Here is a 25,016-nt window from a genome sequence, read left to right as displayed (position 1 = left end):
TGCGTCAAGGACGGGTCCTGGCTGCTCCGCAGCCGGCGGGACGGACGCGTACCGCGCGTCGACCAGCGCCCGTCCGCCGCGCCCGAGGAGGACCGCTGACCGCCAGCATCCGGGACGTCGCCGGGCGGGCGGGTGTGTCGGTGGGCACGGTCAGCAACGTCCTCAACCGGCCGGAGCTGGTCAGCTCCGCCACCCGCACGCGGGTGCTCGACGCGATCGCCGAGCTCGGCTTCGTGCGCAACGAGTCGGCCCGCCAGCTGCGTGCCGGCTCCAGCCGCACGGTCGGGCTGGTGGTCCTCGACATCGCCAACCCGTTCTTCACCGACGTCGCCCGCGGGGTGGAGGACGTCGTCAACGCCGCCGGGCTGGCACTCATCCTGTGCAACTCCGACGACCGCCCGGAGAAGGAATCCGCGTATCTCGCCGTGCTCGCCGAGCAGCGGGTGCAGGGCGTCCTCATCACGCCCACCGCCGAGCTCGGCCCCGGCCTGGACGCGCTGCGCGCCCGTGGTGTGCCGGTGGTGCTGGTCGACCGGCGGGCCCCGGACGCCGACCAGTGCGCGGTCGCGACCGACGACGTCCTGGGTGGCCGCGTGGCCGCCGAGCACCTGCTGGCCGAGGGGCACCGCCGGCTGGCCTTCGTCGGTGGCGTGTCGGGGCTGCCGCAGATCCAGGAGCGGCGCGCCGGCGTCGAGGCGGTGGTCCGGGCGGCCCCGGACGCCGAGCTGACGGTGCTGTCCCCGGCGGAGCTCACCGTCGCCGGCGGGCGCGAGGCGGCCGCGCAGGTCCTCGGGGTCCCGGCGGCGCGGCGTCCCACGGCCGCGATCTGCGCGAACGACCTGATCGCGCTCGGCGTGCTTCAGGAGATGGTGCGCTGCGGCGTCCGGGTGCCCGGCGAGTTCGCCATCGTGGGCTACGACGACATCGACTTCGCCGCGGCCGCCGCCGTCCCGCTGACGTCGGTGCGCAAGCCGCGTCAGGAGATCGGCCGGCGGGCCGCGGAGCTGCTGCTCGACGAGAGCCGGGCGGGCCACCACCACCAGCAGCCGCTGTTCGAGCCGGTCCTGGTCGTCCGCGAGTCGAGCAGGACCAGCCGCCCGGGTGGCGGGGACGGGGAGGACAGATGAGGGTCGCGCTCTTCGCGACGTGCCTGGTCGACACGATGGTGCCGCAGGTCGCGCACGCGACGGCGACGCTGCTGCAGCGGCTGGGCCACGAGGTCGTCGTCCCGCCGGGGCAGGCCTGCTGCGGGCAGATGCACGTCAACACCGGCTACCGGCGCGAGGCGGTGCCGGTCGTGGCCAACCACGTGCGGGCCTTCGCCGGTGCGGAGGCGGTCGTGGCGCCGTCCGGCTCCTGCGTGGCGTCGATCCACCACCAGCAGGCCATGGTGCTGCGGCGGGCCGGGGAGCACGGGCTGGCCTCCGACGCCGAGGCCCTGGCCGGGCGCACGTACGAGCTGTCGCAGTTCCTGGTCGACGTCCTCGGCGTCACCGACGTCGGCGCCTACTACCCGCACCGGGTCACCTACCACCCGACCTGCCACTCGCTGCGCCTGCTGCGGGTCGGTGACCGCCCACTGCGGCTGCTGCGCGCCGTCCGCGGGCTGGAGCTCGTGGAGCTGCCCGGTGCCGACCAGTGCTGCGGCTTCGGCGGCACGTTCGCGGTCAAGAACGCCGACACCTCGACCGCGATGCTCACCGACAAGATGGCCAACGTGCTGTCCACGCACGCCGAGGTGTGCACCGCCGGGGACGCGTCCTGCCTGATGCACATCGGCGGCGGCCTCTCCCGGCTGCGCTCGGGCACCCGCACCGTGCACCTGGCCGAGATCCTCGCCTCGACGGAGCAGGCCGTGACCCCGCACCAGGCCACCCGCCCGGCGGTGCCGGCATGACCGCCACGTCCCGCCCACCGACGTTCCTCGGCCTCCCGACGGCGCAACGACCCAGCCTCCCCACGGCTCCCCGGGGAGTGGGCCACCTGCGCGGCGACCGGTCGTTCCCCGACGCCGCCCGTGACGCGCTGCGCGACGGTCAGCTGCGGGCCAACCTCGGGCACGCGACGTCGACCATCCGCGCCAAGCGGGCCGCCGTCGTCGGCGAGGTGCCCGACTGGGAGGAGCTGCGGCAGGCCGGCAAGGCGCTCAAGCAGGCGACGATGGCGCGCCTCGACGAGCTGCTGGTCCAGCTGGAGGAGCAGGTCACCGCGCGCGGCGGCACCGTGCACTGGGCCCGGGACGCCACCGAGGCCAACGAGATCGTCACCCGGCTGGTCCGGGCGACCGGCGCCGACGAGGTCGTCAAGGTCAAGTCGATGGCCACCCAGGAGATCGGCCTCAACGAGGCGCTGGAGGCGGCCGGCATCGCCGCGCACGAGACCGACCTGGCGGAGCTCATCGTCCAGCTCGGGGAGGACGAGCCGAGTCACATCCTGGTGCCGGCGATCCACAAGAACCGGGCCGAGATCCGGGAGATCTTCCTGCGCACCATGCCGCAGTTCGCCGAGCCCGGCGCCGCCGCCGAGCTCACCGACGAGCCGCGGCGGCTGGCCATGGCGGCCCGCGCGCACCTGCGGGAGCGGTTCCTGCGGGCGCGGGTGGCGGTCAGCGGGGCGAACTTCGCCGTCGCGGAGACCGGGACGCTCGCCGTGGTGGAGTCCGAGGGGAACGGGCGGATGTGCCTCACCCTCCCGCAGACGCTGATCACGGTGATGGGCATCGAGAAGCTGGTGCCGACCTGGCAGGACCTCGAGGTGTTCCTGCAGCTGCTCCCCCGCTCCTCCACGGGCGAGCGGATGAACCCCTACACCTCGCTGTGGACGGGGGTCACGCCCGGCGACGGCCCGCAGGAGTTCCACCTCGTGCTGCTGGACAACGGGCGGACGGCGGTGCTCGCCGACGAGGTGGGCCGCGAGGCGCTGCACTGCATCCGCTGCTCGGCGTGCCTCAACGTCTGCCCGGTCTACGAGCGCGCCGGCGGGCACGCCTACGGGTCGGTGTACCCCGGACCGATCGGCGCGGTCCTCTCCCCACAACTGACCGGGGTGGAGGACAACGCATCGCTGCCGTACGCCTCGTCGCTGTGCGGCGCCTGCTACGACGCCTGCCCGGTCGCCATCGACATCCCGTCGATCCTGGTGCACCTGCGCGCCGAGCACGTCGAGGCGCAGCAGCGGACGACGCCCGAGGCGGCGGCGTTCCGCGCACTGTCCCGGGCGATGTCCTCCCCGTGGCTGTGGCGGCTGGCCCAGCGGGCCGCGGGCCTCGGCCGGTTCCTCTCCCGGGGAGGCCCCACGCTGCCGGTGGCGCTCCCGCCCCCGGCGTCGGCGTGGACCCGCAGCCGCGACCTGCCCACGCCGCCCCGCGAGACGTTCACGCAGGCCTGGGCGCGGGAGCACGGACGATGACCGGCGCCCGCGACGAGGTGCTCGGCCGGATCCGGACGGCGCTCGGGCCGGACCGCCGTCCGGCGCCGGAGGTGCACCGGCACTACCGGAGGTCCGACGGGCGGCCGGTCGCCGAGCTGCTCGACGTCCTCACCGACCGGCTCGAGGACTACGCGGCCACCGTCCTGCGCTGCTCCCCCGAGGCGGTCGGCGCGACGGTCGCCGCGGCCCTGGACGCCGGGCTCGGCGTCGGCTGGGCGCCGGCCGGCGTGGTCGTCGCGCCCGGGCTGCCCGCCGCCTGGCGTCCCGACGGCGTCAGCGAGGACGACGGCCGCCCGGCGGTCGGCCTCACCGCGTTCGCCGCCACGGTGACGGGGGTGGCCGTCGCGGTCGCCGAGACCGGGACGCTGGTCCTCGACGGCGGGGCGCGGTCGGGGCGGCGGGCGCTGTCGCTGCTGCCCGACTGCCTGGTCTGCGTGGTGGAGACCGGTCAGGTGGTGGGCGGCGTGCCGGAGGCACTGGCCCGGCTGGACGCCACCGCGCCCCTGACCATGGTGAGCGGCCCGTCGGCGACCAGCGACATCGAGCTGTCCCGGGTCGAGGGTGTGCACGGCCCCCGCACGCTGGTCGTCGTGCTGATGGGGTGAGGCCGCCGGCCGGTCAGCGCGCCGGGGCGCCAGGGGTCCACGCGGTGGCCCCGCCCACCACCGCCCGGATGCGCCGGGGCAGGTCGTCGAGGCCGTCGCTCTTGAGCAGGTAGCCCACGGCACCGAGGCGCTGCGCACGGGAGAACGTGACCAGGCTGAAGCAGCGTGCGTGCACGAGGACGCGCACCCGCGGGAGCTGCTCGTGCAGCTCGCACGACGCCTGCAGCGGGTCCATCCCCGGCAACTCCGGATCGACCAGCACCACGTCCGGGCGGACCCGGAGCCCCTCGTGGAGCAGCTCGTCGCCGGACTCGCACTCGGCGACGACCGCCATGTCACCGGCCTCGGCGATGAGGGGCACCAGCACGTGGCGCAGCACGGGATGGTCGTCGGCGAGCAGGATCCGGATCATCGGTGCCTCGCCCGCGGGTCCGGCCGGCCTCGGGTCCGGGATCGGTGTCGTGGTCACACCAGTGCAGACGCCTCGGCCCCCCGTCCATGACGGGCCGCCGCCCCCGCCGCGGGACATCGCCCGAGGGTTGTGTCCGCCACCACACTCCCCGTACCGTCGATGTCGCTGAGCGAACGTCGAGTTCTCTTATCGGACACCATCGCAGCCCGGGAGACCCTCATGGCAGCCAAGCCCTTCGCCTCCTCCGCCGACCTCGGCGTCAAGGAGCAGACCCTCGAGGTGCTCGCCGACGGCGTGTACGCGCTGACCGCGGAGGGCGACCCGAACCTGGGCGCCATCGAGGGCGAGGACTTCCTCGTCTGCTTCGAGGCGCTGGCCACCCCGGTCGCCGCCCGCCGCTGGCTGGCCAAGCTGCGCGAGCACACCGACAAGCCGGTCCGGTACCTGGTGCTCAGCCACTACCACGCCGTCCGCGTGCTGGGCGCCAGCGCCTTCGACGCCGAGGTGATCGTCAGCTCCGAGCAGACCAGGCACCTCATCGAGGAGCGCGGCCAGCAGGACTGGGAGAGCGAGTACGGGCGGATGCCGCGGCTGTTCGAGGAGCCGGAGTCCATCCCCGGGCTCACCTGGCCGACGATGACCTTCCGCGACAAGCTGACCATCGAGCTGGGCGGGGACCGCGGCGAGCTGGTCCTGGAGTTCCTCGGCCGCGGCCACACCGAGGGCGACATCGTCGCCTGGCTGCCCAAACAGGAGATCGTCTTCGCCGGCGACCTCGTCGAGTCGCAGGCGGCCCTCTACACCGGCGACGCGTTCCACTTCGACTGGGCCGCCGGCACGCTCGACCGGATCAAGGCCCTGCGCGCCAGCCAGCTGGTCGGCGGCCGCGGCAGGATCGCCCGCGGCCGCGACGAGGTGGACGCCGCGATCGAGCAGACCCGCGACTTCCTGCTCACCATGCAGCGCACCGTCGGCGACGTGCACCGCTCCGGCGGCACCCTCAAGCAGGCTTTCGAGGCCACGCACGCCGCGCTGGCTCCGGAGTACGGTTCGTGGCCGATCTTCGAGCACTGCCTGCCCTTCGACGTCCAGCGGCTCTGGGACGAGCTCTCCGGCATCGAGCGCCCTGTCATCTGGACCGCCGAGCGTGACCGCCAGGTCTGGGACGAGCTGCAGGGATGAGCGTCTCCGGGACCACACCCGTGCTGGTTCTGGGCGCCGGCCCGGTCGGCCAGACCACCGCGCTGCTGCTGGCCCGCTGGGGCCTGCCCGTGGTCATCCTCGACGGCCGCCCCGAACGGGACGCGGTCGGCAGCAAGGCGATCTGCCAGCAGCGCGACGTCCTCGACGTCTGGGACGCCGTCGGCGTCGGCGCCGAGGTCGCCCGCCGCGGCGTCACCTGGACGACGGCGCGCACCTTCCACCGCGACCGCGAGCTGTTCAGCTTCCGGTTCGCCGACCGGGGCCGCTCGCCGTTCCCGCCGTTCGTGAACATCTCGCAGTGCGAGACCGAGCGGCTGCTGGACGCCGCGATCGCCGCTCAGCCGCTGATCGAGGTCCGCTGGGGCTCCCGGGTCACCGGCCTGGCCCAGGACGAGGCAGGCGTCACCGTGACCTGCGCGACCGGGGACGGCGACGTCGAGGTGCAGGGGTGCTATGCGGTGGCCTGTTCCGGGCCGCGCTGCGACGACCTGCGGTCGGCCCTGGGGCTGCGCTTCGAGGGCGAGACCTTCGACGACCACTTCCTCATCTGCGACATCCGCACCGACCTGCCCGGGTGGGAGACCGAGCGCCGGTTCTACTTCGACCCCGAGTGGAACCCGGGCCGACAGGTGCTCATCCACCCCTGCCCGGACTCCACCTTCCGCATCGACTGGCAGGTACCGCCGGAGTTCGACCTCGCCGCCGAGGAGGCCTCGGGCGGGCTGGACCGCCGGATCCGCCAGGTCATCGGCGACCGGCCCTACGAGGTCGTGTGGAAGTCGGTCTACCGCTTCCACTCCCGGGTCGTCGACCGCATGCGGGTCGGGAAGGTGCTCGTCGCCGGTGACGCCGCGCACCTGGTGTCCCCCTTCGGCGCCCGCGGGCTGAACTCCGGGGTGCTCGACGCCGAGAACGCGGCCTGGAAGATCGCCTTCGTCCGGCGCGGGTGGGCGCCGGAGTCGCTGCTGGACAGCTACCACGACGAGCGGCACGCCGCTGCCCTGGAGAACATCGAGGTCACCGGGGCCACCATGCGGTTCCTGGTGCCGGGCACCGAGGCCGAGGCCCGGCACCGTCGCGACGTCCTCGAGCGGGCGGTGACCGATCCGGCCGCGCGGGCGCAGGTCGACTCCGGCCGGCTGGCCGAACCGTTCTGGTACGTCGACTCGCCGCTGACCACCCGCGACGAGCGCCGTCCGTTCCCGGGCCGGCCCGCCCGCGGCGACGTCCCCGTCCCCGCGCCCGGCGTCCTGGTGCCCGACTGCCCGGTCAGCGTGCCCGGCCGTCCGGACGTCGTCCGGCTGCGCCAGCTGGCTCGGGAGGGGGTCACCGTGCTGGTCGGGGACGATGCGGAGCTCCCCGTGCTCCCGGCTCTCGGCGACCTGCCCGTGGCGGTGCACCGCATCCGCGACCTCGACCCCGGGCCGGTGCTGCGGGAGGCGCTCGGCACCCGCACGGACGAGCTCTGGGTGCTGCGCCCTGACGCGCACGTCGCCGCCGTCCTGACCCGCGCCGCCGACGTCGCCCCGGCGGTGGCCCGGCTGCTCACCCGCGCGATCCCCAGCCCCGTCCCCGCCTGACCGACCCAGGGGCAGAAATGGCCATTTCTGCCCCTCCCCGCAGGAGGCATTCCCATGGCGTTCTACCGGCAGGTGGGCAGCGTCCCGCCGAAGCGGCACACCCAGCACCGCCGCCCCGACGGCGGTCTCTACTACGAGGAGCTGGTCGGTGAGGAGGGCTTCTCGTCGGACTCCTCGCTGCTGTACCACCGCGGCGTGCCGTCGGCGATCGTCGACGCCCGCCCGTGGCAGCTGCCCGACCAGTCGCTCACCCCGAACGCGCCGCTGGTGCCCCGTCACCTGAAGCTGCACGACCTGTTCCCCGGCGAGGAGCACAAGGCCGTCGACCCGGTCACCGGGCGGCGGCTGGTGCTCGGCAACGCCGACGTCCGCATCTCCTACGCGGTGTCCAGCCTGCCCAGCCCCTACTACCGCAACGCGACCGGGGACGAGTGCGTCTACGTCGAGCGCGGCGCGGCCACCGTCGAGACGGTGTTCGGCGTCCTGGAGGTGGCGCAGGGCGACTACGTCGTCATCCCGCGGACCACCACGCACCGGTGGATCCCCACCGGGAGCGAGCCGCTGCGCACCTACGCCATCGAGGCCAACTCCCACATCGCCCCGCCCAAGCGCTACCTGAGCAGGTACGGGCAGTTCCTCGAGCACGCGCCCTACTGCGAGCGGGACCTGCGCGGCCCCACCGAGCCGCTGGTGGTGGAAGGCACCGACAGCGACAGCGACACAGAGGTGTACGTCAAGCACCGCGGCAGCGGGCCCGGCGGGCTGGCCGGCACCGTCCACGTCGTGCCCGAGCACCCCTTCGACGTGGTCGGCTGGGACGGGCACCTGTACCCGTACGCGTTCAACATCCGCGACTTCGAGCCGATCACCGGCCGGGTGCACCAGCCCCCGCCGGTGCACCAAGTCTTCGAGGGCACCAACTTCGTGATCTGCAACTTCGTGCCGCGCAAGGTCGACTACCACCCGCTGGCGGTGCCGGTGCCCTACTACCACTCCAACGTCGACTCCGACGAGATCATGTTCTACGTCGACGGCGACTACGAGGCGCGCAAGGGCTCGGGCATCGGCAAGGGCTCGATCTCCGTGCACCCCGGCGGGCACTCCCACGGCCCGCAGCCCGGCGCCGTCGAACGGTCCCTCGGGGTGGAGTACTTCGACGAGACCGCCGTCATGGTCGACACCTTCCGTCCGCTGGACCTCGGCGAGGCCGGCGTCGCCGCCGACGACGGGCAGTACGCCTGGTCCTGGTCGGGCCGGGGACCGGCCCGGTGAGAGACCGCCGGTGAGCGCGGGCCCGGCGCCGCAGTCGCAGACCCTCGACCGCGGCCTGCGCATCCTCGAGCACCTCGCCGCGGTGGGGACGCCGCAGCCGGTCATGGAGATCGCCCAGGGCGTCGGCCTGCACCGGTCGATCACCTACCGGCTCCTGCGCACGCTGGAGGACCACCAGCTCGTCGAGCGCGACCGGGCCGGTCACTTCTCGCTCGGCCTGGGTCTGGTCGCGCTCTCCCGCGGCGTCCGCGCAGGCCTGCAGGCCGCGGCCCTCCCCCGTCTCGACGACCTGGTCGCCGAGCTGGGGATGACGGCGTTCCTGGTCGTCCGGGCCGGCGACGACGCGGTGACCGTGACCAGCGTCGAGCCGCACGACACGACCGCGCACGTCGTCTACCGCCCCGGCACCCGTCACCCCGTCGGCCGCGGAGCGCCCGGCCTGGCGCTGCTCGTCCCCGAGCCGCCGTCCCCCGGCGACCGGCCGGAGCTGCGAGCGGCGCGGGAGACCGGCTGGGCGACGTCCCACGGCGAGGTCATCCCCGGCATGCGGTCCGTCGCCGCGCCGGTCCCCGGCCCCGACGGGGGCGCCCGCGCCGCGATTGCCGTGGTCTACGTCGACGACACCGCCGACGTCGAGCGCATCGGCCGGGCCGTGACCGCCGCCGCCGCGAGGGTGGCCGCCGCCCTCCGCTGACTCACGGGTGGGCGTGGCCGTGGCGCTCCGCGTCGTCGCGCTCGGCCTCCGCGGCGGCCTCGGCGGCGTCCCGTGCCCGGCTGCGGCGCAGGTCGACGACGGCCAGGGCCAGCGCGCCGAGCACCCCGGCCACCGCGACCCCGAGCCCCGCGGCCGCCGCCGTCGGGAAGTCCTCCCCCGTGGCGGCGAGCACGACGTAGAACAGCCCCGGCAGGGCCGCGCTGCCGATCGCGGCGCCGAAACGCTGCGCGGTCTGCAGCCCGCCACCGGCCGCGCCGGCCATCCGTACCGGCACGTCGCGCAGGGTCATCGTGACGTTGGGCGAGATGACGCAGCCGCCGCCGATCCCGCCCACGAGCAGGGCCGGCCCGACCGCCCAGCCGACCGCCGACGCCGGGACGACGAGCAGCAGGACCGCCACGGTGCCCAGGCCGGCCAGCACCAGGACCAGCCCCACGACGGTGATCGCCCGGCCGAAGCGCTCGACCAGCCGCCCGGCCACCACCGCGGAGACCGCCGCCCCGACCGCGAACGGGGTCACCGCCAGCCCCGACTGCAGCGGGGTGTAGCCCAGGCCGTTCTGGAACAGCAGGGCGAGGACGATCCAGATGCCGCTGAACCCGACGAAGTACAGGGTCGCCAGCGCGGCGCCGATCCCGTAGCCGCGCGTCTGCGTCACCAGCCGGGGGTCGAACACCGGCTGACCGCCGCGGCCGACCACGCGCCGCTCCCAGGCGACGAACGCCGTCAGCACCAGCACGCCGACGGGGAACAGCCACCACAGCCGGGCCAGCCCGCCGGACTCCGCCTGCACCAGCGGCAGCAGGACGGCCAGCGCGCCGATCCCGAGCAGCAGCACCCCGCCGACGTCGATGCTGCCCCGCTGCCCGGTGCCGCCCCGGGGCAGCAGCCGCCAGGCGAGGGCGATCGCGACCACGCCGATCGGGACGTTGACGTAGAAGATCCACCGCCACCCGCCGGAGCCGTCGGCCAGCGCCAGGATCAGCCCGCCGACGATCGGCCCCACCGCGGTGGAGACGCCGACCGTGGCCCCGAACAACCCGAAGGCCCGCCCCCGCTCACCGCCGCGGAACAGCTGCTGGATCAGCCCGGAGTTCTGCGGGGCCAGGCAGCCGGCGGCCAGCCCCTGCGCCAGCCGGGCCGCGATCAGCAGCTCCACCGAGGGCGCCGCGCCGGCCGCGGCGCTGCAGGCCACGAACAGGGCCAGCCCGATCAGGAACATCCGGCGCCGGCCCAGCGCGTCCCCCAGCCGTCCCGCGGGCACCAGCATCAGCGCGAAGGTCAGCGCGTAACCGGAGACCACCCACTGCACCGTGGCCGGTGACGCGCCGAGATCCCGCTGCAGCGACGGCAGGGCCACCGACACGATGCTGACGTCGAGCAGGCTCATGAAGCCGGCGACGAGGGTCACCCACAGGGCCCGCCACCGCCGCGGGTCCGGTTCGTAGCCGCTCTCGCCCGAGGGCGCCGGGCTGTCCGGGTCGGCGGACGTCGTGCGGACGGCGGGCTGGGACACGCGGGCGCCTCCGGGGAGCTCAGGGAGGCGGCCGGGTGCCCGCCCGCGGACCATTCTCCGCCGCGGGTGGCGACCGCGCGGACGGGGGCCTCAGCCCCGCGGGCCCTCGGACAGGGGCAGCAGCACCTGGAACCGGGTGTCGCCCGGGCGGGACTGCACGCGCAGGTCCCCGCCGTGCCGGTTGACCACGATCCGCCAGGAGACGTCGAGGCCTAGGCCGGTGCCCTGACCGACCGGCTTGGTGGTGAAGAAGGGCTCGAACACCCGCCGGCGCAGCTCGGCCGGGATGCCCGGCCCGGTGTCGGCCACCTCCACCAGTGCGCAGTCGCCGTCCCGGGCGGTGCGCAGGGTGAGCGTGCCCTCCCCCGCCATGGCGTCCAGCGCGTTGTGGATGAGGTTGGTCCACACCTGGTTGAGCTCCCCGGCGTAGGCCGGCACCTTGGGCAGGGAGCGGTCGTAGTCCTTCACCACGGTGATCCCCGGCCGGATCTTGGCGCCGAGGACGACGAGGGTGGCGTCCAGCCCGTCGTGCAGGTCGGTGGGCTGGTGCGGGGCCCGGTCCAGCTGGGAGTACTGCCGCGCGGCGTCCACCAGACCGGAGATGCGGGCGGTGCTCTCGCCGATCTCGGACAGCAGCGTCTCGGTCTCCACCGTGTAGGCCAGCCAGCGCAGGGCCGCCTCCAGGGCGCCGGGCTCGACGGCGTCGACGACGCACTCGAGGTCCTCGGGCCCCAGACCCGCCGGGACGAACACGGCGGCGAGCTCCCAGGCGCCGCCGATGCCGTGCTCGTCGAACCAGTCGCCCAGCTCGTCCTCCCGGTCGGAGCGCTCCAGCGCGGTGAGCTCCCCCGCGACGCCGATCCGGGCGACGAGGTCCTCCTGCAGCCCGGTGAGGGAGCGCAGGACCGACCCGTCGATCTTCCCGGCGGCGAGCAGGGCCAGCTTGTGCCGCATGCCCGCGAACCGCTCCCGCAGCGCGGCGGCCGCCCGGGACGCCGCGGCGGCGGGGTTGTTGAGCTCGTGGGTGAGGCCCGCGGTGAGCTTGCCCAGGGCCAGCAGCCGCTCCCGCTGGCTGACCAGCTCGGCGATGTCGCGCTGCCCGAAGAACAGCCCCTCCAGCAGGTGCACCGCCATCGGGTACCAGCGCCGGAAGACCGCCTCGAACTCCGCGGCCGGCAGCGCCAGGAAGCGGCAGTCGGTCACCGCCCGCACCGTGCCCGGGTAGACCTGGGGGATGCGGTCGCCGATGTAAAACTGCACGGCGCCGGAGTAGACGCCGCGCTGCGACGTCCGCACGGTCTCGACCTCGCTGCCCCCGACGAGCCGCACCATGCTCATCGTCCCGTCGAGCAGGACGAAGAAGCACTCGGCCGGCTCGCCCTCCGTCGAGACGGTGGTCCCGGCCGGGGAGACGACGACGTCGGCGTTGTCGGCCACCCACTGCAGCTGCGCGCCGTCGAGGTCGGCGAAGAGGAACAGCCCGCGGAGCTCGGCCGGCGTCACCCGGCTCGCGGCCGTGGTCATCGGCTCTCCAGGTACCGGTGCACGAGCGTGACGGCCATGGCACCCTCTCCGACCGCGGAGGCGACCCGTTTCACCGACTCCGACCGGACGTCGCCGGCCACGAAGACGCCGGGCAGGCTGGCCTCCAGGAAGTACGGGTCGCGGTCCAGCGTCCACCCCGGCGGCCGGCAGCCGTCGCGCAGCAGCGCCGGCCCGGTGGGGATGAACCCGCGCTCGTCCCGCAGGACGGCGCCGTCGAGCCAGGCCGTCCGCGGCGCGCCCCCGATGAAGACGAACAGGTGGCTGGCCGGCAGGGTCGACCGCTCCCCGCTGCGGGCGTCCTCGACGGTGATCGCCTCCAGGTGCCCGTCGCCGTGCGCGGCGGCCACGGTGGTGCAGGTGCGCACGCTGATCGACGGGATGCCGGCGACCTGCTCGATGAGGTACGACGACATCGACGCCTCCAGCGACGCGCCGCGCACCAGCAGGCACACCGAACGCGCGTACCGGGAGAAGAAGACCGCCGCCTGGCCGGCGGAGTTGGCGCCGCCGACGATGAAGACGTCCCGGTCGGCGCACTCGGCGGCCTCGGTCATGGCCGACCCGTAGAACACCCCGCGCCCGGTCAGGTCGTCGACCCCGGCCACGCCGAGGCTGCGGTAGGAGACCCCGGTGGCCAGGACCACCGCGTGCGCGCCGATGCGGCGGCCGTCGTCGAGGTGCAGCACCCGTTTGGGCCCGTGCTCCTCCAGGCCCACCACGTCGCGGGCGAGCAGCAGCTCCGCGCCGAACCTCACCGCCTGCCGGCGGGCGCGGTCGGCGAGCTGCCCTCCGGAGACGCCGTCGGGGAAGCCGAGGTAGTTCTCGATCCGGCTGCTCTGCCCGGCCTGGCCCCCGGTGGCCTGCCGCTCGACGAGCACGGTGCGCAACCCCTCCGAGGCGCCGTACACCGCCGCACCCAGCCCCGCCGGTCCGCCGCCGACGACCACGAGGTCGTAGAAGTCCGCCTGCGGCTCCACGCCCAACCCGGCCACGGCGGCGAGCTCGGCCTCGCTCGGGTGGCGCAGCACCTGCGCGTCCGACGTCACCACCACCGGGACGTCGTCCGGGCCGGCGCCCGCGGCGGCGAGGATCCGCTGCCCCTCCGGCTCGTCGACGCTGTACCAGCGGTAGGGGACGGCGTTGCGGGCGAGGAAGTCCCGGGCCTGGAAGGACGGCGCCGACCAGCGGTGACCGACCAGCTTGACGCCCTCGAACCCGCCGTCCGCGCTCGCCCGCCAGGCCTCGATCATGGCGTCGACGACCGGGTAGAGCTTCTCCTCGGGCGGGTCCCACGGCTTGAGCAGGTAGGAGTCGACGTCGACGACGTTGATCGCGGCGATGGCGGCGTCGGTGTCGGCGTAGGCGGTGAGCAGGGCCCGGCGCGCGTGCGGGAAGAGGTCCATCGCCTGCTCGAGGAACTCGATGCCGTTCATCTCCGGCATCCGGTAGTCGGCGAGCAGGACCGCGACCGGGTCCCCGCGCAGCTTGAGCTCGCGCAGCGCCGACAGGCCCTCGTCGGCCGAGGCGGCGCGCAGGACCCGGAACTCCTCCCCGTAGCGCCGGCGCAGGTCGCGGGCGACGGCGCGGGAGACCCCGGGGTCGTCGTCCACGCTGAGCAGGACCGGTTTGCCCACGACGGCCTCCTGACCGGCCCTGCCGGATGCGGGGATGGGGGTGCGGCGGCGTCGCCGACGTGCGGGACCCCGGCGGCGCGAGCGCGACCACGCTAGCGTCCGGGACCGCCGCGGCAACACCCTCGCCGGCCCGTGGAGGGGCACGCGGCGCGAGCCTGCCGCCCGGCGCGTCGCCGCGACACGCGGAGACCCCGAGGGCGGCCGTCCCGTTCCACCTGCTGCGGCGGCCCGGGTCGTCCTACCCTCGCGGCGTCGGGCGACTCCTCGCCGCCCGTGCCGTCGGAGGAACCGGTGACCGAGTCGCAGCCGCACCCCGACCGTCCCCGCGCGCGGGCACCGCGCGCGGAGGCCCCGCTCCCCCCGGCCGTCGACGACCGGCGCGAGCCGGCCGTCCCGGCCCGGCCGGACGGCACCGGGGACGTCGAGCCGACGATCCTCGGGTTCCCCCTCGAGTCCCCGGAGGACGAGGGGACCGGCCGGCTGCCGGAGAGACCCGTCGCCGACGCTCCCCCCGACACCGGCGAGGGCGGGGCCGCGGCCGGCGGGGAACAGCAGTCCGTGGCGCTGGCGGAGCGGCTTCCGGAGGAACCCGCCTCCCCCGGGCGGCTGGTGGTCCTGCGGCGTCCCGAGCCGGTCGGCGCCGTCGCCCTGCTGCTCGCCGGCCTGGCCGCGAACGCGTGCCTCTGGCTGCCCTGGGGGCAGGGCCTGGACACCACCGGCCTCGCGCTGGCCTGGCGAGGGGTCGACGCCCTGGCGTCCGGTTCCGGGGAGCTGAGCCGCAGCGGACTGTGGCAGCCGCTCGCGGTGGTGCTGGGCGGCGCGGTGCTGTTCTTCCTCGGGCTGCTGCTGTTCCGTCGCGCCCGCACGCACCGGGTCGTCGGGGTGCTGGCGCTGCTCGTGTCGGTCGCCCCGGCCACCGGTGTCCTCGTGCTGCTGGCCGACGCCGGCTGGGACCCGGCCCGGCTGGCCGTCGGCACGTGGTGCGCCGTCGCCGTCCCGGTGCTGGGCCTGCTCGGCGCGCTGAAGGCCATGCTGACCGCCCCGCGCGTGACCATCCGGCCGCGGTGACCGGGAGCGGGGACGTCCCGCGGGCGCGGGACGGCTTCCGGGGAGGGCCCGCCGTCCCTACCGTGGGCCGCCCGCCCACCCACGACCGGAGGGGTCCGCCATGAGCGCTCCCACAGCCATCGACCCGTCGGTGCCGCCCAGCGGGACCGGGTGCGTGGAGTGCGACGCCACCGGGGGCTGGTGGTTCCACCTCCGCCGGTGCGCCCAGTGCGGCCACGTCGGCTGCTGCGACTCCTCACCGTCCCGGCACGCGCGCGAGCACGCCGCCACGTCCGGGCACCCCGTCGTCCGCAGCTTCGAGCCCGGCGAGGCCTGGTTCTGGGACTTCTCCCGCGAGCGGGCGGTCCCCGGCCCGGACCTCGCCCCGCCGCTGGCCCACCCGGCCGACCAGCCCGCACCGGGCCCTCGCGGCCGCGTGCCCGCCGACTGGCGGGCCCACCTGCACTGATCGCCGCGCGTCACTCGCTCTCCACCCGGGGTGCCGAGTGGCGCAGCGGTGTCGCACGTCGGTCGGGCCCGCCGAACTCCCGCCGGGCTCTTGACAAGCCACTGTGACGGCCAGCACCATCTAGCGGACCGGTTCTGCAACCGGTTGCAGCAACACTCCAGCCGGATCCCGGTCCCCTGCCGCTCCCCCCGCAGGCCCGCCGGCGCACCCGTCACCGACGTCCCAGCCTCGAGGAGGACCCGTGCACGACGTCTCGGTTGAGCCCGGCGCCCACGAACCGCACGGCCGCAGGACCCCGAAGAAGGCCGCGATCAGCGCGTGGATCGGCAGCGCGCTGGAGTACTACGACTTCTTCATCTACGGGACGGCCGCGGCGCTGGTCTTCCCACAGATCTTCTTCCCCGAGGGCGACCCGGCCGCCGCCACGATCGCCTCGCTGGCCACCTTCGGCGTCGCCTACGTGGCCCGCCCCGTCGGCTCGTTCATCCTCGGCCACGTTGGCGACACGCTCGGCCGCAAGAACGTCCTGCTGATCACCCTCTTCGGCATGGGCATCGCGACGTTCCTAATCGGCGTGCTGCCCACCTACGGCCAGATCGGCTATGCCGCGCCGATCCTGCTGCTGGTCCTGCGCGTCTGCCAGGGCCTGGCCGTCGCCGGTGAGCAGTCCAGCGCCAGTTCCATGTCGCTGGAGCACGCCCCGCCCCACCGGCGGGCGTTCTTCACCAGCTTCACCCTGGCCGGCACCCAGTTCGGCCTCATCCTGGCCACCGCCGTCTTCATCCCGATCGCGGCGCTGCCCACCGACGCGCTGCTCTCGTGGGGCTGGCGGATCCCGTTCCTGCTCAGCGCCGTGGTCATGCTGGTCGCCTGGTGGATCCGGCGGACGCTGCACGAGACCCCGGCGTTCGAGGAGGAGCAGGAGAAGCAGGCCGTTCCGAAGACGCCGCTCAAGGTGCTGTTCAAGCACTACACGCCCGACGTCCTCAAGGTCATGATCGCCGCCCTGGTCTCGACCATCAGCACGATCCTGTCGATCTACAGCCTGACCTACGGCGTGAACACGATCGGCCTGCCCCGGACCAGCCTGCTGTGGATGCTGATCCTGTCCAACATCGTCGCGCTCGGCGCGATCCCGCTGTGGGGCATGATCGGTGACCGGATCGGTCGCAAGCCGGTCTTCGCCATCGGGGCGCTCGGCCCGGCGGTGCTGATCTGGCCGTTCATCTGGTCGGTCAGCCAGGCCAACCTGCCGCTGGTGTTCCTCTTCGGCATCACCCTCGGCGGCATCGCCTACAGCGCCTACGGCGGCGTCGGGTACGCGCTGTGGAGCGAGCAGTTCGACACCAAGGTGCGCATGTCCGGTGTCGCCGTCGGCACCCAGTTCGGCTTCGCTCTCGGGGGGTTCGCCCCGACGATCGCCGCCGCGCTGGCCGGCCCGGACCTGGAGAACTGGGTCCCCGTCGCGGTCTTCGGCTGCGCCGCGGCGGTCGTCGCCACGATCTCCGTGCTGACCATGCGGGAGACCCACCGGGTGCCGATGCACGAACTGGGCAGGACCTCGGCCCGGGAGACCCCGGGAGTCGCCACCACCGCCTGATCCCCACCCCGCGGAGCGGGCGTCCCCGGTGCACCCGGGGGCGCCCGCTCCGTCGTCCACGGCCGCACACGCGAACGCTCCGCCACCCCCTCCGGGGCGGCGGACCGTCGACTCCCGGGTCAGCGCGGGGCGGGTCCGGTGGACGCGCGGACGATGAGCTCCGTGGCCAGGCTCTCCCGGGCCGCGTGCCCATCGCCGGGCGCCGGGTCGGCGAGCATACGGACGGCGACCGCCCCGGCCCGGCCGACCGGAACGCGCACCGAGGTCAGCGCCGGCCGGGTGAGCCCGGCGATCCAGGTGTCGTCCACGCCGACCACGCTGATCTCCTCGGGGACGCGCACGCCGCGCTCGGTGAGCCGGTTGACCACCCCGAGGGCGATCTGGTCGTTGTAGGCCAGCACCGCGGTGACGTCCTCGGCCAGCACCAGGTCCGCCGCCCGGACGCCCGGCTCGTACCGGGGCTGGAAGTGGCCGAGGTCGACGACCTCCAGGCCACCGCGGGCTGCGGCGTCGTGCAGCGCACCGTGCCGTTCGGGGGTCACGTAGGACTCCTCCGGCCCGCCGAGGTAGGCCAGCCGCCGGTGCCCCAGCGCGAGCAGGTGCTCGACGGCCTGGCCGATGCCCCGGTCGCTGGGGGTCGCGACCGCGGGGACGCCGTCCAGCACGCGGCTGACCGTGACCACCGGGGTCAGCGCGGCGACGGCCCGGATGTCCTCCTCGGGCAGCCGGGAGGAGGCGAGCACCAGCCCGTCCACCTGGCGGGCCATGGCGAGGGCGACCTCGAGCTCCTGGCGCACGTGCTCGTCGGAGTCGGCGACGAACAGCGACCGCTCCCGCCGCCGCGCCTCCCGCTGCACCTCCTTGATGAGCGGGGTGAAGAACGGGTTGGCGATGTCGGGGACGATCACGCCGAGGTTGCCGGTGCGACCCATGGCCAGGCTGCGGGCGACGGGGTTGGGCTGGTAGCCGAGTTCGGCCGCGGCGGCGAACACCCGCCGGCGGGCCTCCTCCGCGACCACCTCGGGGCGGGCGAAGGCCCGCGACACCGTCGAGGGCGAGACCCCCGCACGGGCCGCGACCGTCCGGATGTTCGTCACGCCTGCTCCCGTCCGCCGCCGGCGCCGGGCGGCGCCGCGACACCGATCATGCCGTGGCGCGGTGCAGCAACCGGTGCAGGTCGCGGCACATGAGGTCCGCGGCGGCCTCCGCGGCCGGGGAGACCGAGCCGTAGCTGAAGAACCCGTGGTTCAACGTCGGGAACTCCCGCAGGACGACCGCGACACCGGCGGCGCGCAGTGCAGCGGCGTACTCGACTGTGTCGGCGTACAGGAAGTCGTGGGCGCCGATGCCGATGACGGTCGGCGGCAGGGCGGCCAGGGTCGGGGCGAGGACGGGCGAGACCCGCGGATCACCGGCCAACCCGTCGGCATCCGGTCCCAGGTACTGCAGGCGGACGTCGGCGCTGGCCTCCCCACGCAGGTCTGTGCCCGGGTATATGAGGAACAGCGCAGCCACCGGGGTGCCCCGGTCGACGAGCTCCTGGGTGAGCACCGCGGCCAGGTTGCCGCCGGCGCTGTCGCCGGCGATCACGAGGCGAGCGGGGTCCCCGCCGAACTCGTCGATGTGCTCGAGCACCCACGCGGCGGCGGCGCGGCAGTCGTCCAGGCCGGCCGGGTACGGGTCCTCGGGCGCGAGCCGGTAGTCCACCTGGACGACGACGGCCCCGGCGGTCGCCGCCAGGCGCGCCGCGCTGCCCTGGTGGGAGGCGAGGTCGCCGATCACCCACCCGCCGCCGTGGACGTAGAGCACCGTGACGTCGGTCGGCTGCTCCGGCCGCTGTACGCGGATGCGGACGTCGCCGGCCGGCCCCGGGAGGACGCCGTCGGTCACCGACGCCACGGGGAAGGGCCGCGGCGGGTAGAAGTCGCGCCGCATGACCACCCCGCGCTCGCGGGCGACCGGGGCCGGGGCGTCCAGCAGCGGCCACATGCCGGTGGCGGCCATCCGCTCCTCCAGGTCGGCGGTGTGCGGGTCCAGCGGCCGCGGGTCGCCGAGCCGGCGCCCGGCGAGCACCCGGCACAGGAAGGCGATCGAGCGGTCGGTGACCTCGGGGACGACCGTCGCGCCGACGAACACGTGGTCCCCGGCGGTCTCCAGGTACTCGGTGTCGACACGGGCCTCGACCAGCGCCTCGGCCAGCAGGCGGCTCTGCTCGACCGGGACCAGCTGGTCGTCCTCGCCGTGCGCGACGAACACCGCCGGGCCGTCGGGACGGACGTACCGGACGGGCGAGAGCTCGTCGCGGGACCAGGTGGTGTCGCGCAGCAGGATCGCGAACGGATCCCCCTCCCCCAGCTCCTCCGACTCGGCGTCCACCGGCGAGGACATCGCGGCGAAGTCGGACGGGCCGTACCAGTCGACGACGGCCTGCACCTCGGCGGAGACGTCGGTCGCCTCACCGACCGGCGGCTCGGCCTCCAGGCGGCGGCACAACCCGGCCAGGAGGGACAGGTGCGCGCCGGCCGACTCGCCCCAGAGCGCGACGCGGGAGCCGTCGAGGCCGAACACGTCGGCCTGGGCGCGCAGCCACCGGACGGCGGCCTGCACGTCGAGCACCCCGGCCGGGAACGGCGCCTCGGCGGCCAGCCGGTAGTCCACCAGTGCGACGGCGAAGCCCGCGGCCACGATCCGCTCGACCACGCGGTTCTGGTGCAGGTGAGGCGCCCGGCGCCGGCGCGAGCCGTGCACCCAGCCGCCGCCGTGCACCCACACGACCACCGGGGCGCCCTCGGCCGGCCGCTCCTCGGGGACCCACAGGTCCAGCATCAGCGGCCGGTAGCCCGGCTCGACGGCGTAGACGAGGGCCTCCCAGCGCAGCTCGCCGTCGCCGCCGCGCACGGGCGGCGCGAACGGGAAGGCGGCCGTGCCGTCGGAGAGCGGACCCGGCTCGGGTCGGGCGACGTCGAGCAGGTCGGCGGGCTCGGGCACGGGGACTCCTGGAGGCTGTTGCGGGGCCCTGGGGTGGGGCACCGGCGCGGGTACGGCCGGCGGACGGGAAGCCGACTATGCAACCGGTGTCATCCGACTGTCAACGCGCTCGCGCCCACGCAGGACTTCGGTGGAGCACGTCCGTTGACACCGGTTGCAGAGTGTTTCAGACTGGCACGGGGATGGTGCACCGGGTCACACCCGTCCAGCGCTGTCCCTCCGAGCTCGAACGCCGGGAGGCACCCCCTGACCGAGAACGCGCTCCCCGTCCCCGCCGACCGTCCCGGCGTCCTCGTCGGACTGGTCGGCACCGGCATCGGCCCCTCGCTGACCCCGCCGATGCACGAGCGGGAGGCCGACGAGCTCGGTCTCCGGTACCTCTACCGGCGCCTGGACCTCGACGTCATGGGGCAGCCGGCCACCGCCGTCGGGGACGTCCTCGCCGCGGCCCGGCTGGTCGGCTACGACGGTCTCAACGTCACCCACCCGTGCAAGCAGCTGGTCCTGCCACACCTGGACGAGCTCTCCCCCGACGCCGAGGCGCTGGGCGCGGTCAACACCGTCGTCTTCCGGGACGGCCGGGCGGTCGGGCACAACACCGACTGGTCGGGCTTCGCCCGGGCCTTCGACCGTGGCCTGCCCGACGCCGCGCTCGACCGGGTCGTGCTGCTCGGGGCGGGCGGCGCCGGCGCAGCGGTGGCGCACGCGCTGCTGACCCTGGGCACCCGCCGGCTCACCATCGTCGACGTCGACGCCGCGCGGGCCGGCGAGCTCGCCGGCGCCCTGGGCGACCGCTTCGGCGCCGACCGCGCCACCGGCGCCGCCCCGGCGACCCTCGACGCGACGCTCCGCGAGGCCGACGGACTCGTCCACGCCACCCCCACCGGGATGGCCGCGCACCCCGGCCTGCCGGTCGACGCCGCGCTGCTGCGCCCGGACCTGTGGGTCGCCGACATCGTCTACCGCCCCCTGGAGACCGAGCTGGTCCGCACCGCCCGCCGCCTCGGCTGCCGCGTGCTCGACGGCGGCGGCATGGCGGTCTTCCAGGCCGTCGACGCCTTCCGGCTGTTCACCGGGGTGGAGCCGGACGCCGAGCGCATGCTGGCCCACTTCACCGAGCTGGTCGCCGGACCGGGTCCCGATGTCCGCATCAGCTGACGGCGGGCCCCGCCCTCCGCGCCGCTCGGAGCGGGGCCGGCGGGCGATCGCCACGGTCTGCCTGTCAGGCACCCTCGAGGACAAGCTCACCGCGGCGGCGGCCGCCGGCTTCGACGGCGTCGAGGTCTTCGAGCCCGACCTGGTCGCCGCCCCCTGGTCGCCGGCCGAGCTCGCCACCCGCTGCGCCGACCTCGGCCTGTCGATCGACCTGTACCAGCCCTTCCGCGACCTGGACTCCACCGACCCGGCGCGCTTCGCCCGCAACCTGCGCCGCGCCGAGCGCAAGTTCGACGTCATGGCCGCCCTCGGCGTCGACACCGTGCTGGTCTGCTCGTCGGTGGCCCCCGACGCGGTCGACGACACCGACCGGCTCGCCGAGCAGCTGGCCACCGCGGCCGCCCGCGCCGGCGAGCGCGGTCTGCGCATCGCGTACGAGGCGCTGGCCTGGGGCACCCACGTCTCCACATGGGAGCGGTCCTGGGACGCCGTCCGCCGCGCGGACTCCCCCGCGCTCGGGCTGTGCCTGGACAGCTTCCACGTCCTCTCCCGCGGCGGGGACCCGGCCGGTTTCGCGCAGGTGCCCGGCGACAAGCTGTTCTTCCTGCAGCTGGCCGACGCGCCCGCCCTGCGCATGGACGTCCTGCAGTGGAGTCGCCACCACCGGCTCTTCCCCGGCCAGGGCGCCTTCGACCTGCCGGGCTTCCTGGACGCGGTGCTGGCCGCCGGCTACACCGGCCCGCTGTCCCTCGAGGTCTTCAACGACGTCTACCGGCAGTCCGACCCCTCCCGGACGGCGGTCGACGCGATGCGCTCGCTGCAGTGGCTGGAGGAGGCGCTGGCGCTGCGCCGTCCCGCGATCGGTCTCCCCGCCCCCCTGCCCACGGCCCCGTCCGCGCCGGCGCTGTCCGGCTGGTCGTTCACCGAGCTGGAGGTCGACGGCGTCTCCGGTCCGCGGGTCGCCGGGGTGCTCGGCGCGCTGGGATTCACCCACACCGGCCAGCACCGCTCCAAGCCCGTGCAGCTGTGGGAGCAGGGCCGGGCGCGGGTCCTGGTCAACGCCTCGGTCGTGCGGCCCGGCGCCACGGGCGTCGCCGCCGTCGCGGCCCTGGGCCTGGAGAGCGCCGACCCGGGCCGCTCGGCGGCACGGGCCGAGGCCATGAGCGCCCCGGTGCTCCCCCGGACCCGAGGCGCGGCCGAAGCCGAGCTGTCGGCGGTGGCCGCCCCGGACGGCACGCAGGTCTTCTTCACCCGGACCGTCCCCGACGGCTGGCCGGCCGACTTCCTGCCGACCGGCACGACCGCCGACACGGGCAGGGGGATCACGCGGGTGGACCACGTGGGGCTGGCCCAGCCCTTCGACGCCTTCGACGAGGCCGGCCTGTTCTACCGGGCGGTGCTGGGCCTGGAGCCGCAGGAGGTCACCGAGCTGGCCGCGCCCTTCGGCCTGGTGCGCACCCGGGCGGTGACCGGGGCGGATCGCGCGGTGCGGCTGGCCCTGAGCGCCTCGACCCTGCGACGCGGTGGCTGGGCCCCCGGCGTCCCCGAGCCGCAGTACGTCGCCTTCGCCACCGACGACATCGTCACCACGGCGCGGGCGCTGCGGGCGGCCGGCGCTCCCCTGCTGCCCGTGCCGGCCAACTACGCCGACGACCTCGACGCCCGCCTCGACCTCGGCCCGGAGCTGCTCGCCGCGATCCGGGAGCACGGGCTGCTGTACGAGGAGGACGCGTCCGGGAGCTACCTGCACCTGGTCACCGAGGTGCTCGGCGACCGGGTGTTCTTCGAGGTGGTGCAGCGACTGGACGGCTACGACGGCTACGGCTCCACCGACGCGCCCGTCCGGATGGCCGCCCACCGCCGGCTGCGGCAGGCCGCCCTCCTCCCCGCGGGCGGCTGAGTCGCCGGACCGGGCGGCGCAGCCGTGCAGGTCAACTGCGCAGGTGCTGGTGCAGGAAGCGCAGGATGCGCGCCCAGGCGTCCTCCGCGGACGGGTGGTGGTAGCTCAGACCGGCCACCCGCTCGAGGACGGCGAACGGCCCGATGTTGTGCCGGTTCATGAACGAGTGACCGGCGTCGGGGTACTCGTGCACGTCGTGCGGCACGCCGTGCCGGGTGAGGACCCCCTCCAGCCGCTCGGCGGCCCCGCGCAGCCCCCGGTCGCGGCGCCCGTAGCTGGCCACCACGGGGCAGGCGCCGGCCAGCACCTGCTCGGCGCCCCTGGGCAGCAGTCCGTAGTTCGGGGCGGCGACGTCGAAGCCGCGGGTCGCGGCCAGCAGCGCGAAGCCACCGCCCATGCAGAAGCCGACGACCCCGATGCGGCCGGTGCAGTCCGGACGCTCCGCCAGCCACCGGCGGGTGGCCTCCAGGTCGCCGAGCGCAGGGCCGTCCTGCCGGAGGAGGTCACCGAAGGTGCGCTTGAGGCAGCGCAGCCCGCCGGCGGTGAACAGGTCCGGGGCGACGGCGAGGTATCCCGCGGCGGCGAGCCGGTCGGCGTGCGCGCGGACGTCGTCGGTCAGGCCGAACGCCTCGTGGACGACCACGACGCCGGGCCACGGCCCCTCTCCCACCGGCGGGACCCCCAGGTGCGCGCGCAGCTCGGGGGCGCTCTGCGCGCCGGGGATCGTCGTCTGGGGCACGTGCGTCTCCCTGCGCCGTCCGGACCAGGGAGCGCACGCTACCGACGTTGGCGCGGCGGGGACAGGCGCATCCGGGTCGGGAGGTCCGGATACCCTCCCCCGGGGCGAGCGGCGGCGCGATCGTCGGGTCTCCCATCGCGACCTCGGAGGCCGATGATGAGCGCCTCCCCGACGGACCCTGACCCCACCTTCTACCGCAGCGCGGCCGAGGCGATCGCCGCGCCGGGGCCGACCCCGACGACGTGCCGCCGCTCGAGCCCTTCTCCGCGGTGACCCCGCTGGTCACCGACAGGTCGGCTCCGTCCACCTCGGCGACATCATCCGGCGGACCGCGCACCCCGCGCCCCGGGCGCGCCCCTGGCCGGCGGCCCGGCCGCACCAGGAGCGCCTGCAGAGCGGCGACGCGTCCTCCGACTCCTACTGCTGGCGCTGATGGCGAGGACGTCGTCGGCACCATCGGGTGCGGTCCGACCCTGCGCACTGGCCGACGCCTGACTGTCCGGCCGTGATCTCAGTACGGCGGTGGTGTGGTGGTCGCGGTCAGGCCGGTGGGGGTGGTGACGGTGAGGGTGCCGTCGGGGGCGAGGGTGTGTCGCCAGGCCGGTGCCTGGTGTCTGCCGCGGTGGTCGGGGGTGCAGTAGCCGGTGAGGTTGGTGGCGCTGGTGGGTCCGGCGGGCCAGGGCCGGGAGTGGTCCAGTTCGCCGCCGCGGGGGATGCGGCGGCGGCAGCCGGGGAAGCGGCAGCGGCGGTCGCGGGCGCGGACGAAGCGGTCCAGGGCGGCGCCGGGGCGGTGGCCGTCGGTGGGCCCGGGTGCGCTCAGGCCGGGGCGGCCGGTCAGGTCGTGGGGGCAGGTCTGGGGCCGGCGGCGGCAGGCGGGAGCGCCGCAGTGCGCAGCGCGCCGCAGCCCGGGCAGGTCGGTGAGCGCCACGAGGGCGCCGGTGAGCGCGTCTGTGAGCGCGAGGCGGGGCCGGTCGGCCAGCCCACCACCGCCGGTCGTGGCCAGCAGCCGGGCGAGTTCGGCGCGCTGGGCGTCGGCGGCGGCCGCCAGCGCGGCCAGCGCGTCGGGAGCGGCGGCCACCCGCCCGGCCGGGCTGGCCGCCCAGGCGGCCTCATCGGCGGCGTCGGCGGTGCGGGCGGTGCGCACCAGCCGCCGGGCATGACCGAGGGCCTGCTGGGCGGCGTGGATCGCGGCGCCGGCGTCGTCGAC

21 protein-coding genes are annotated in these 25,016 nt (G+C 75.3%); 13 read left to right on the top strand and 8 right to left on the bottom strand.

Annotated features, from left to right (window positions below):
• Positions 1-95 precede the first annotated feature (95 nt).
• From CRP39_RS25545 to CRP39_RS25530, 4 genes are read left to right on the top strand one after another with little or no spacing between them, the layout of a single operon-like run.
• Positions 96-1,127, top strand: a complete 1,032-nt coding sequence (locus CRP39_RS25545) for a LacI family DNA-binding transcriptional regulator (protein WP_260180115.1) — start codon at positions 96-98, stop codon at positions 1,125-1,127.
• A complete protein-coding gene (locus tag CRP39_RS25540; protein WP_097209217.1) occupies positions 1,124-1,897 on the top strand; it encodes a (Fe-S)-binding protein in 774 nt (257 codons plus the stop codon). The genes CRP39_RS25545 and CRP39_RS25540 overlap by 4 nt, the downstream gene beginning before the upstream one ends.
• A complete protein-coding gene (locus tag CRP39_RS25535; protein ID WP_097209216.1) occupies positions 1,894-3,408 on the top strand; it encodes a LutB/LldF family L-lactate oxidation iron-sulfur protein in 1,515 nt (504 codons plus the stop codon). The genes CRP39_RS25540 and CRP39_RS25535 overlap by 4 nt, the downstream gene beginning before the upstream one ends.
• A complete protein-coding gene (locus CRP39_RS25530; RefSeq protein WP_097209215.1) occupies positions 3,405-4,034 on the top strand; it encodes a LutC/YkgG family protein in 630 nt (209 codons plus the stop codon). Before CRP39_RS25535 ends, CRP39_RS25530 begins: the two co-directional genes overlap by 4 nt.
• A gap of 13 nt (positions 4,035-4,047) precedes the next feature.
• Here CRP39_RS25530 and CRP39_RS25525 read toward each other — a convergent pair whose 3' ends face one another.
• Entirely contained in the window at positions 4,048-4,446 is a 399-nt protein-coding gene (locus CRP39_RS25525) for a response regulator (protein ID WP_172442638.1), read from the bottom strand.
• Positions 4,447-4,665: 219 nt separating this feature from the next.
• Here CRP39_RS25525 and CRP39_RS25520 point away from each other — a divergent pair, with 219 nt between their 5' ends.
• The 4 genes from CRP39_RS25520 to CRP39_RS25505 are packed head-to-tail and all read left to right on the top strand — an operon-like array spanning position 4,666 to position 9,195.
• Entirely contained in the window at positions 4,666-5,628 is a 963-nt protein-coding gene (locus CRP39_RS25520; RefSeq protein WP_097209213.1) for an MBL fold metallo-hydrolase, read from the top strand.
• Positions 5,625-7,229, top strand: coding sequence for an FAD-dependent monooxygenase (locus CRP39_RS25515; protein ID WP_097209212.1), 1,605 nt, complete (start codon positions 5,625-5,627; stop codon positions 7,227-7,229). The genes CRP39_RS25520 and CRP39_RS25515 overlap by 4 nt, the downstream gene beginning before the upstream one ends.
• A gap of 54 nt (positions 7,230-7,283) precedes the next feature.
• A complete protein-coding gene (locus CRP39_RS25510; RefSeq protein ID WP_097209211.1) occupies positions 7,284-8,501 on the top strand; it encodes a homogentisate 1,2-dioxygenase in 1,218 nt (405 codons plus the stop codon).
• Between the two features lie 10 nt (positions 8,502-8,511).
• On the top strand, positions 8,512-9,195 hold the full coding sequence (locus tag CRP39_RS25505) for an IclR family transcriptional regulator (RefSeq protein ID WP_097209210.1): 684 nt from the start codon (positions 8,512-8,514) through the stop codon (positions 9,193-9,195).
• Between the two features lies 1 nt (position 9,196).
• On the opposite strand, the gene CRP39_RS25500 is transcribed toward CRP39_RS25505, so the two are convergent.
• From CRP39_RS25500 to CRP39_RS25490, 3 genes are all read right to left on the bottom strand, one after another.
• Positions 9,197-10,732: an MFS transporter gene (locus CRP39_RS25500; RefSeq protein WP_245854114.1), complete on the bottom strand. Its 1,536-nt coding sequence runs from the start codon at positions 10,730-10,732 to the stop codon at positions 9,197-9,199.
• A 90-nt stretch (positions 10,733-10,822) separates the two neighbouring features.
• A complete protein-coding gene (locus tag CRP39_RS25495) occupies positions 10,823-12,256 on the bottom strand; it encodes an ATP-binding protein (RefSeq protein ID WP_097209208.1) in 1,434 nt (477 codons plus the stop codon).
• Entirely contained in the window at positions 12,253-13,911 is a 1,659-nt protein-coding gene (locus tag CRP39_RS25490; protein WP_097209207.1) for an FAD-dependent oxidoreductase, read from the bottom strand. Before CRP39_RS25490 ends, CRP39_RS25495 begins: the two co-directional genes overlap by 4 nt.
• Before the next feature lie 291 nt (positions 13,912-14,202).
• On the opposite strand from CRP39_RS25490, the gene CRP39_RS25485 reads away from it, so the two are divergent.
• The 3 genes from CRP39_RS25485 to CRP39_RS25475 all read left to right on the top strand — a co-directional run bounded on the left by CRP39_RS25485 (position 14,203) and on the right by CRP39_RS25475 (position 17,027).
• Positions 14,203-14,979, top strand: a complete 777-nt coding sequence (locus tag CRP39_RS25485) for a hypothetical protein (protein WP_097209206.1) — start codon at positions 14,203-14,205, stop codon at positions 14,977-14,979.
• A 100-nt stretch (positions 14,980-15,079) separates the two neighbouring features.
• A complete protein-coding gene (locus tag CRP39_RS25480; protein ID WP_097209205.1) occupies positions 15,080-15,427 on the top strand; it encodes a UBP-type zinc finger domain-containing protein in 348 nt (115 codons plus the stop codon).
• A 241-nt stretch (positions 15,428-15,668) separates the two neighbouring features.
• Positions 15,669-17,027, top strand: a complete 1,359-nt coding sequence (locus CRP39_RS25475) for an MFS transporter (RefSeq protein WP_097209204.1) — start codon at positions 15,669-15,671, stop codon at positions 17,025-17,027.
• Positions 17,028-17,146: 119 nt separating this feature from the next.
• On the opposite strand, the gene CRP39_RS25470 is transcribed toward CRP39_RS25475, so the two are convergent.
• Both CRP39_RS25470 and CRP39_RS25465 read right to left on the bottom strand, forming a co-directional pair.
• Positions 17,147-18,124 carry a LacI family DNA-binding transcriptional regulator gene (locus tag CRP39_RS25470; RefSeq protein ID WP_216359927.1) on the bottom strand — a complete coding sequence of 326 codons (978 nt, stop codon included), beginning with the start codon at positions 18,122-18,124 and terminating at the stop codon, positions 17,147-17,149.
• A gap of 46 nt (positions 18,125-18,170) precedes the next feature.
• The gene (locus CRP39_RS25465; protein ID WP_097209203.1) at positions 18,171-20,015 is read right to left on the bottom strand and encodes an alpha/beta hydrolase fold domain-containing protein; all 1,845 of its coding nucleotides are present in this window, start codon (positions 20,013-20,015) and stop codon (positions 18,171-18,173) included.
• Between the two features lie 246 nt (positions 20,016-20,261).
• On the opposite strand from CRP39_RS25465, the gene CRP39_RS25460 reads away from it, so the two are divergent.
• Both CRP39_RS25460 and CRP39_RS25455 read left to right on the top strand, forming a co-directional pair.
• Positions 20,262-21,173, top strand: a complete 912-nt coding sequence (locus CRP39_RS25460; RefSeq protein ID WP_097209250.1) for a shikimate dehydrogenase — start codon at positions 20,262-20,264, stop codon at positions 21,171-21,173.
• Positions 21,157-23,070, top strand: coding sequence for a bifunctional sugar phosphate isomerase/epimerase/4-hydroxyphenylpyruvate dioxygenase family protein (locus tag CRP39_RS25455; protein WP_097209202.1), 1,914 nt, complete (start codon positions 21,157-21,159; stop codon positions 23,068-23,070). Before CRP39_RS25460 ends, CRP39_RS25455 begins: the two co-directional genes overlap by 17 nt.
• 31 nt (positions 23,071-23,101) lie before the next feature.
• Here CRP39_RS25455 and CRP39_RS25450 read toward each other — a convergent pair whose 3' ends face one another.
• Positions 23,102-23,809, bottom strand: coding sequence for a dienelactone hydrolase family protein (locus CRP39_RS25450; protein WP_097209201.1), 708 nt, complete (start codon positions 23,807-23,809; stop codon positions 23,102-23,104).
• 511 nt (positions 23,810-24,320) lie between these two features.
• Positions 24,321-25,016 (bottom strand): HNH endonuclease signature motif containing protein (locus CRP39_RS27110; protein ID WP_172442629.1); only part of this gene is annotated, 696 nt, incomplete at its 5' end.

Source organism: Geodermatophilus sabuli (genome assembly GCF_900215145.1).
Taxonomy (GTDB): Bacteria; Actinomycetota; Actinomycetes; order Mycobacteriales; family Geodermatophilaceae; genus Geodermatophilus; species Geodermatophilus sabuli.
The sequence above is the reverse complement of the archived record's forward strand: the minus strand, read 5'-3'. Positions and strand labels throughout refer to the sequence as shown.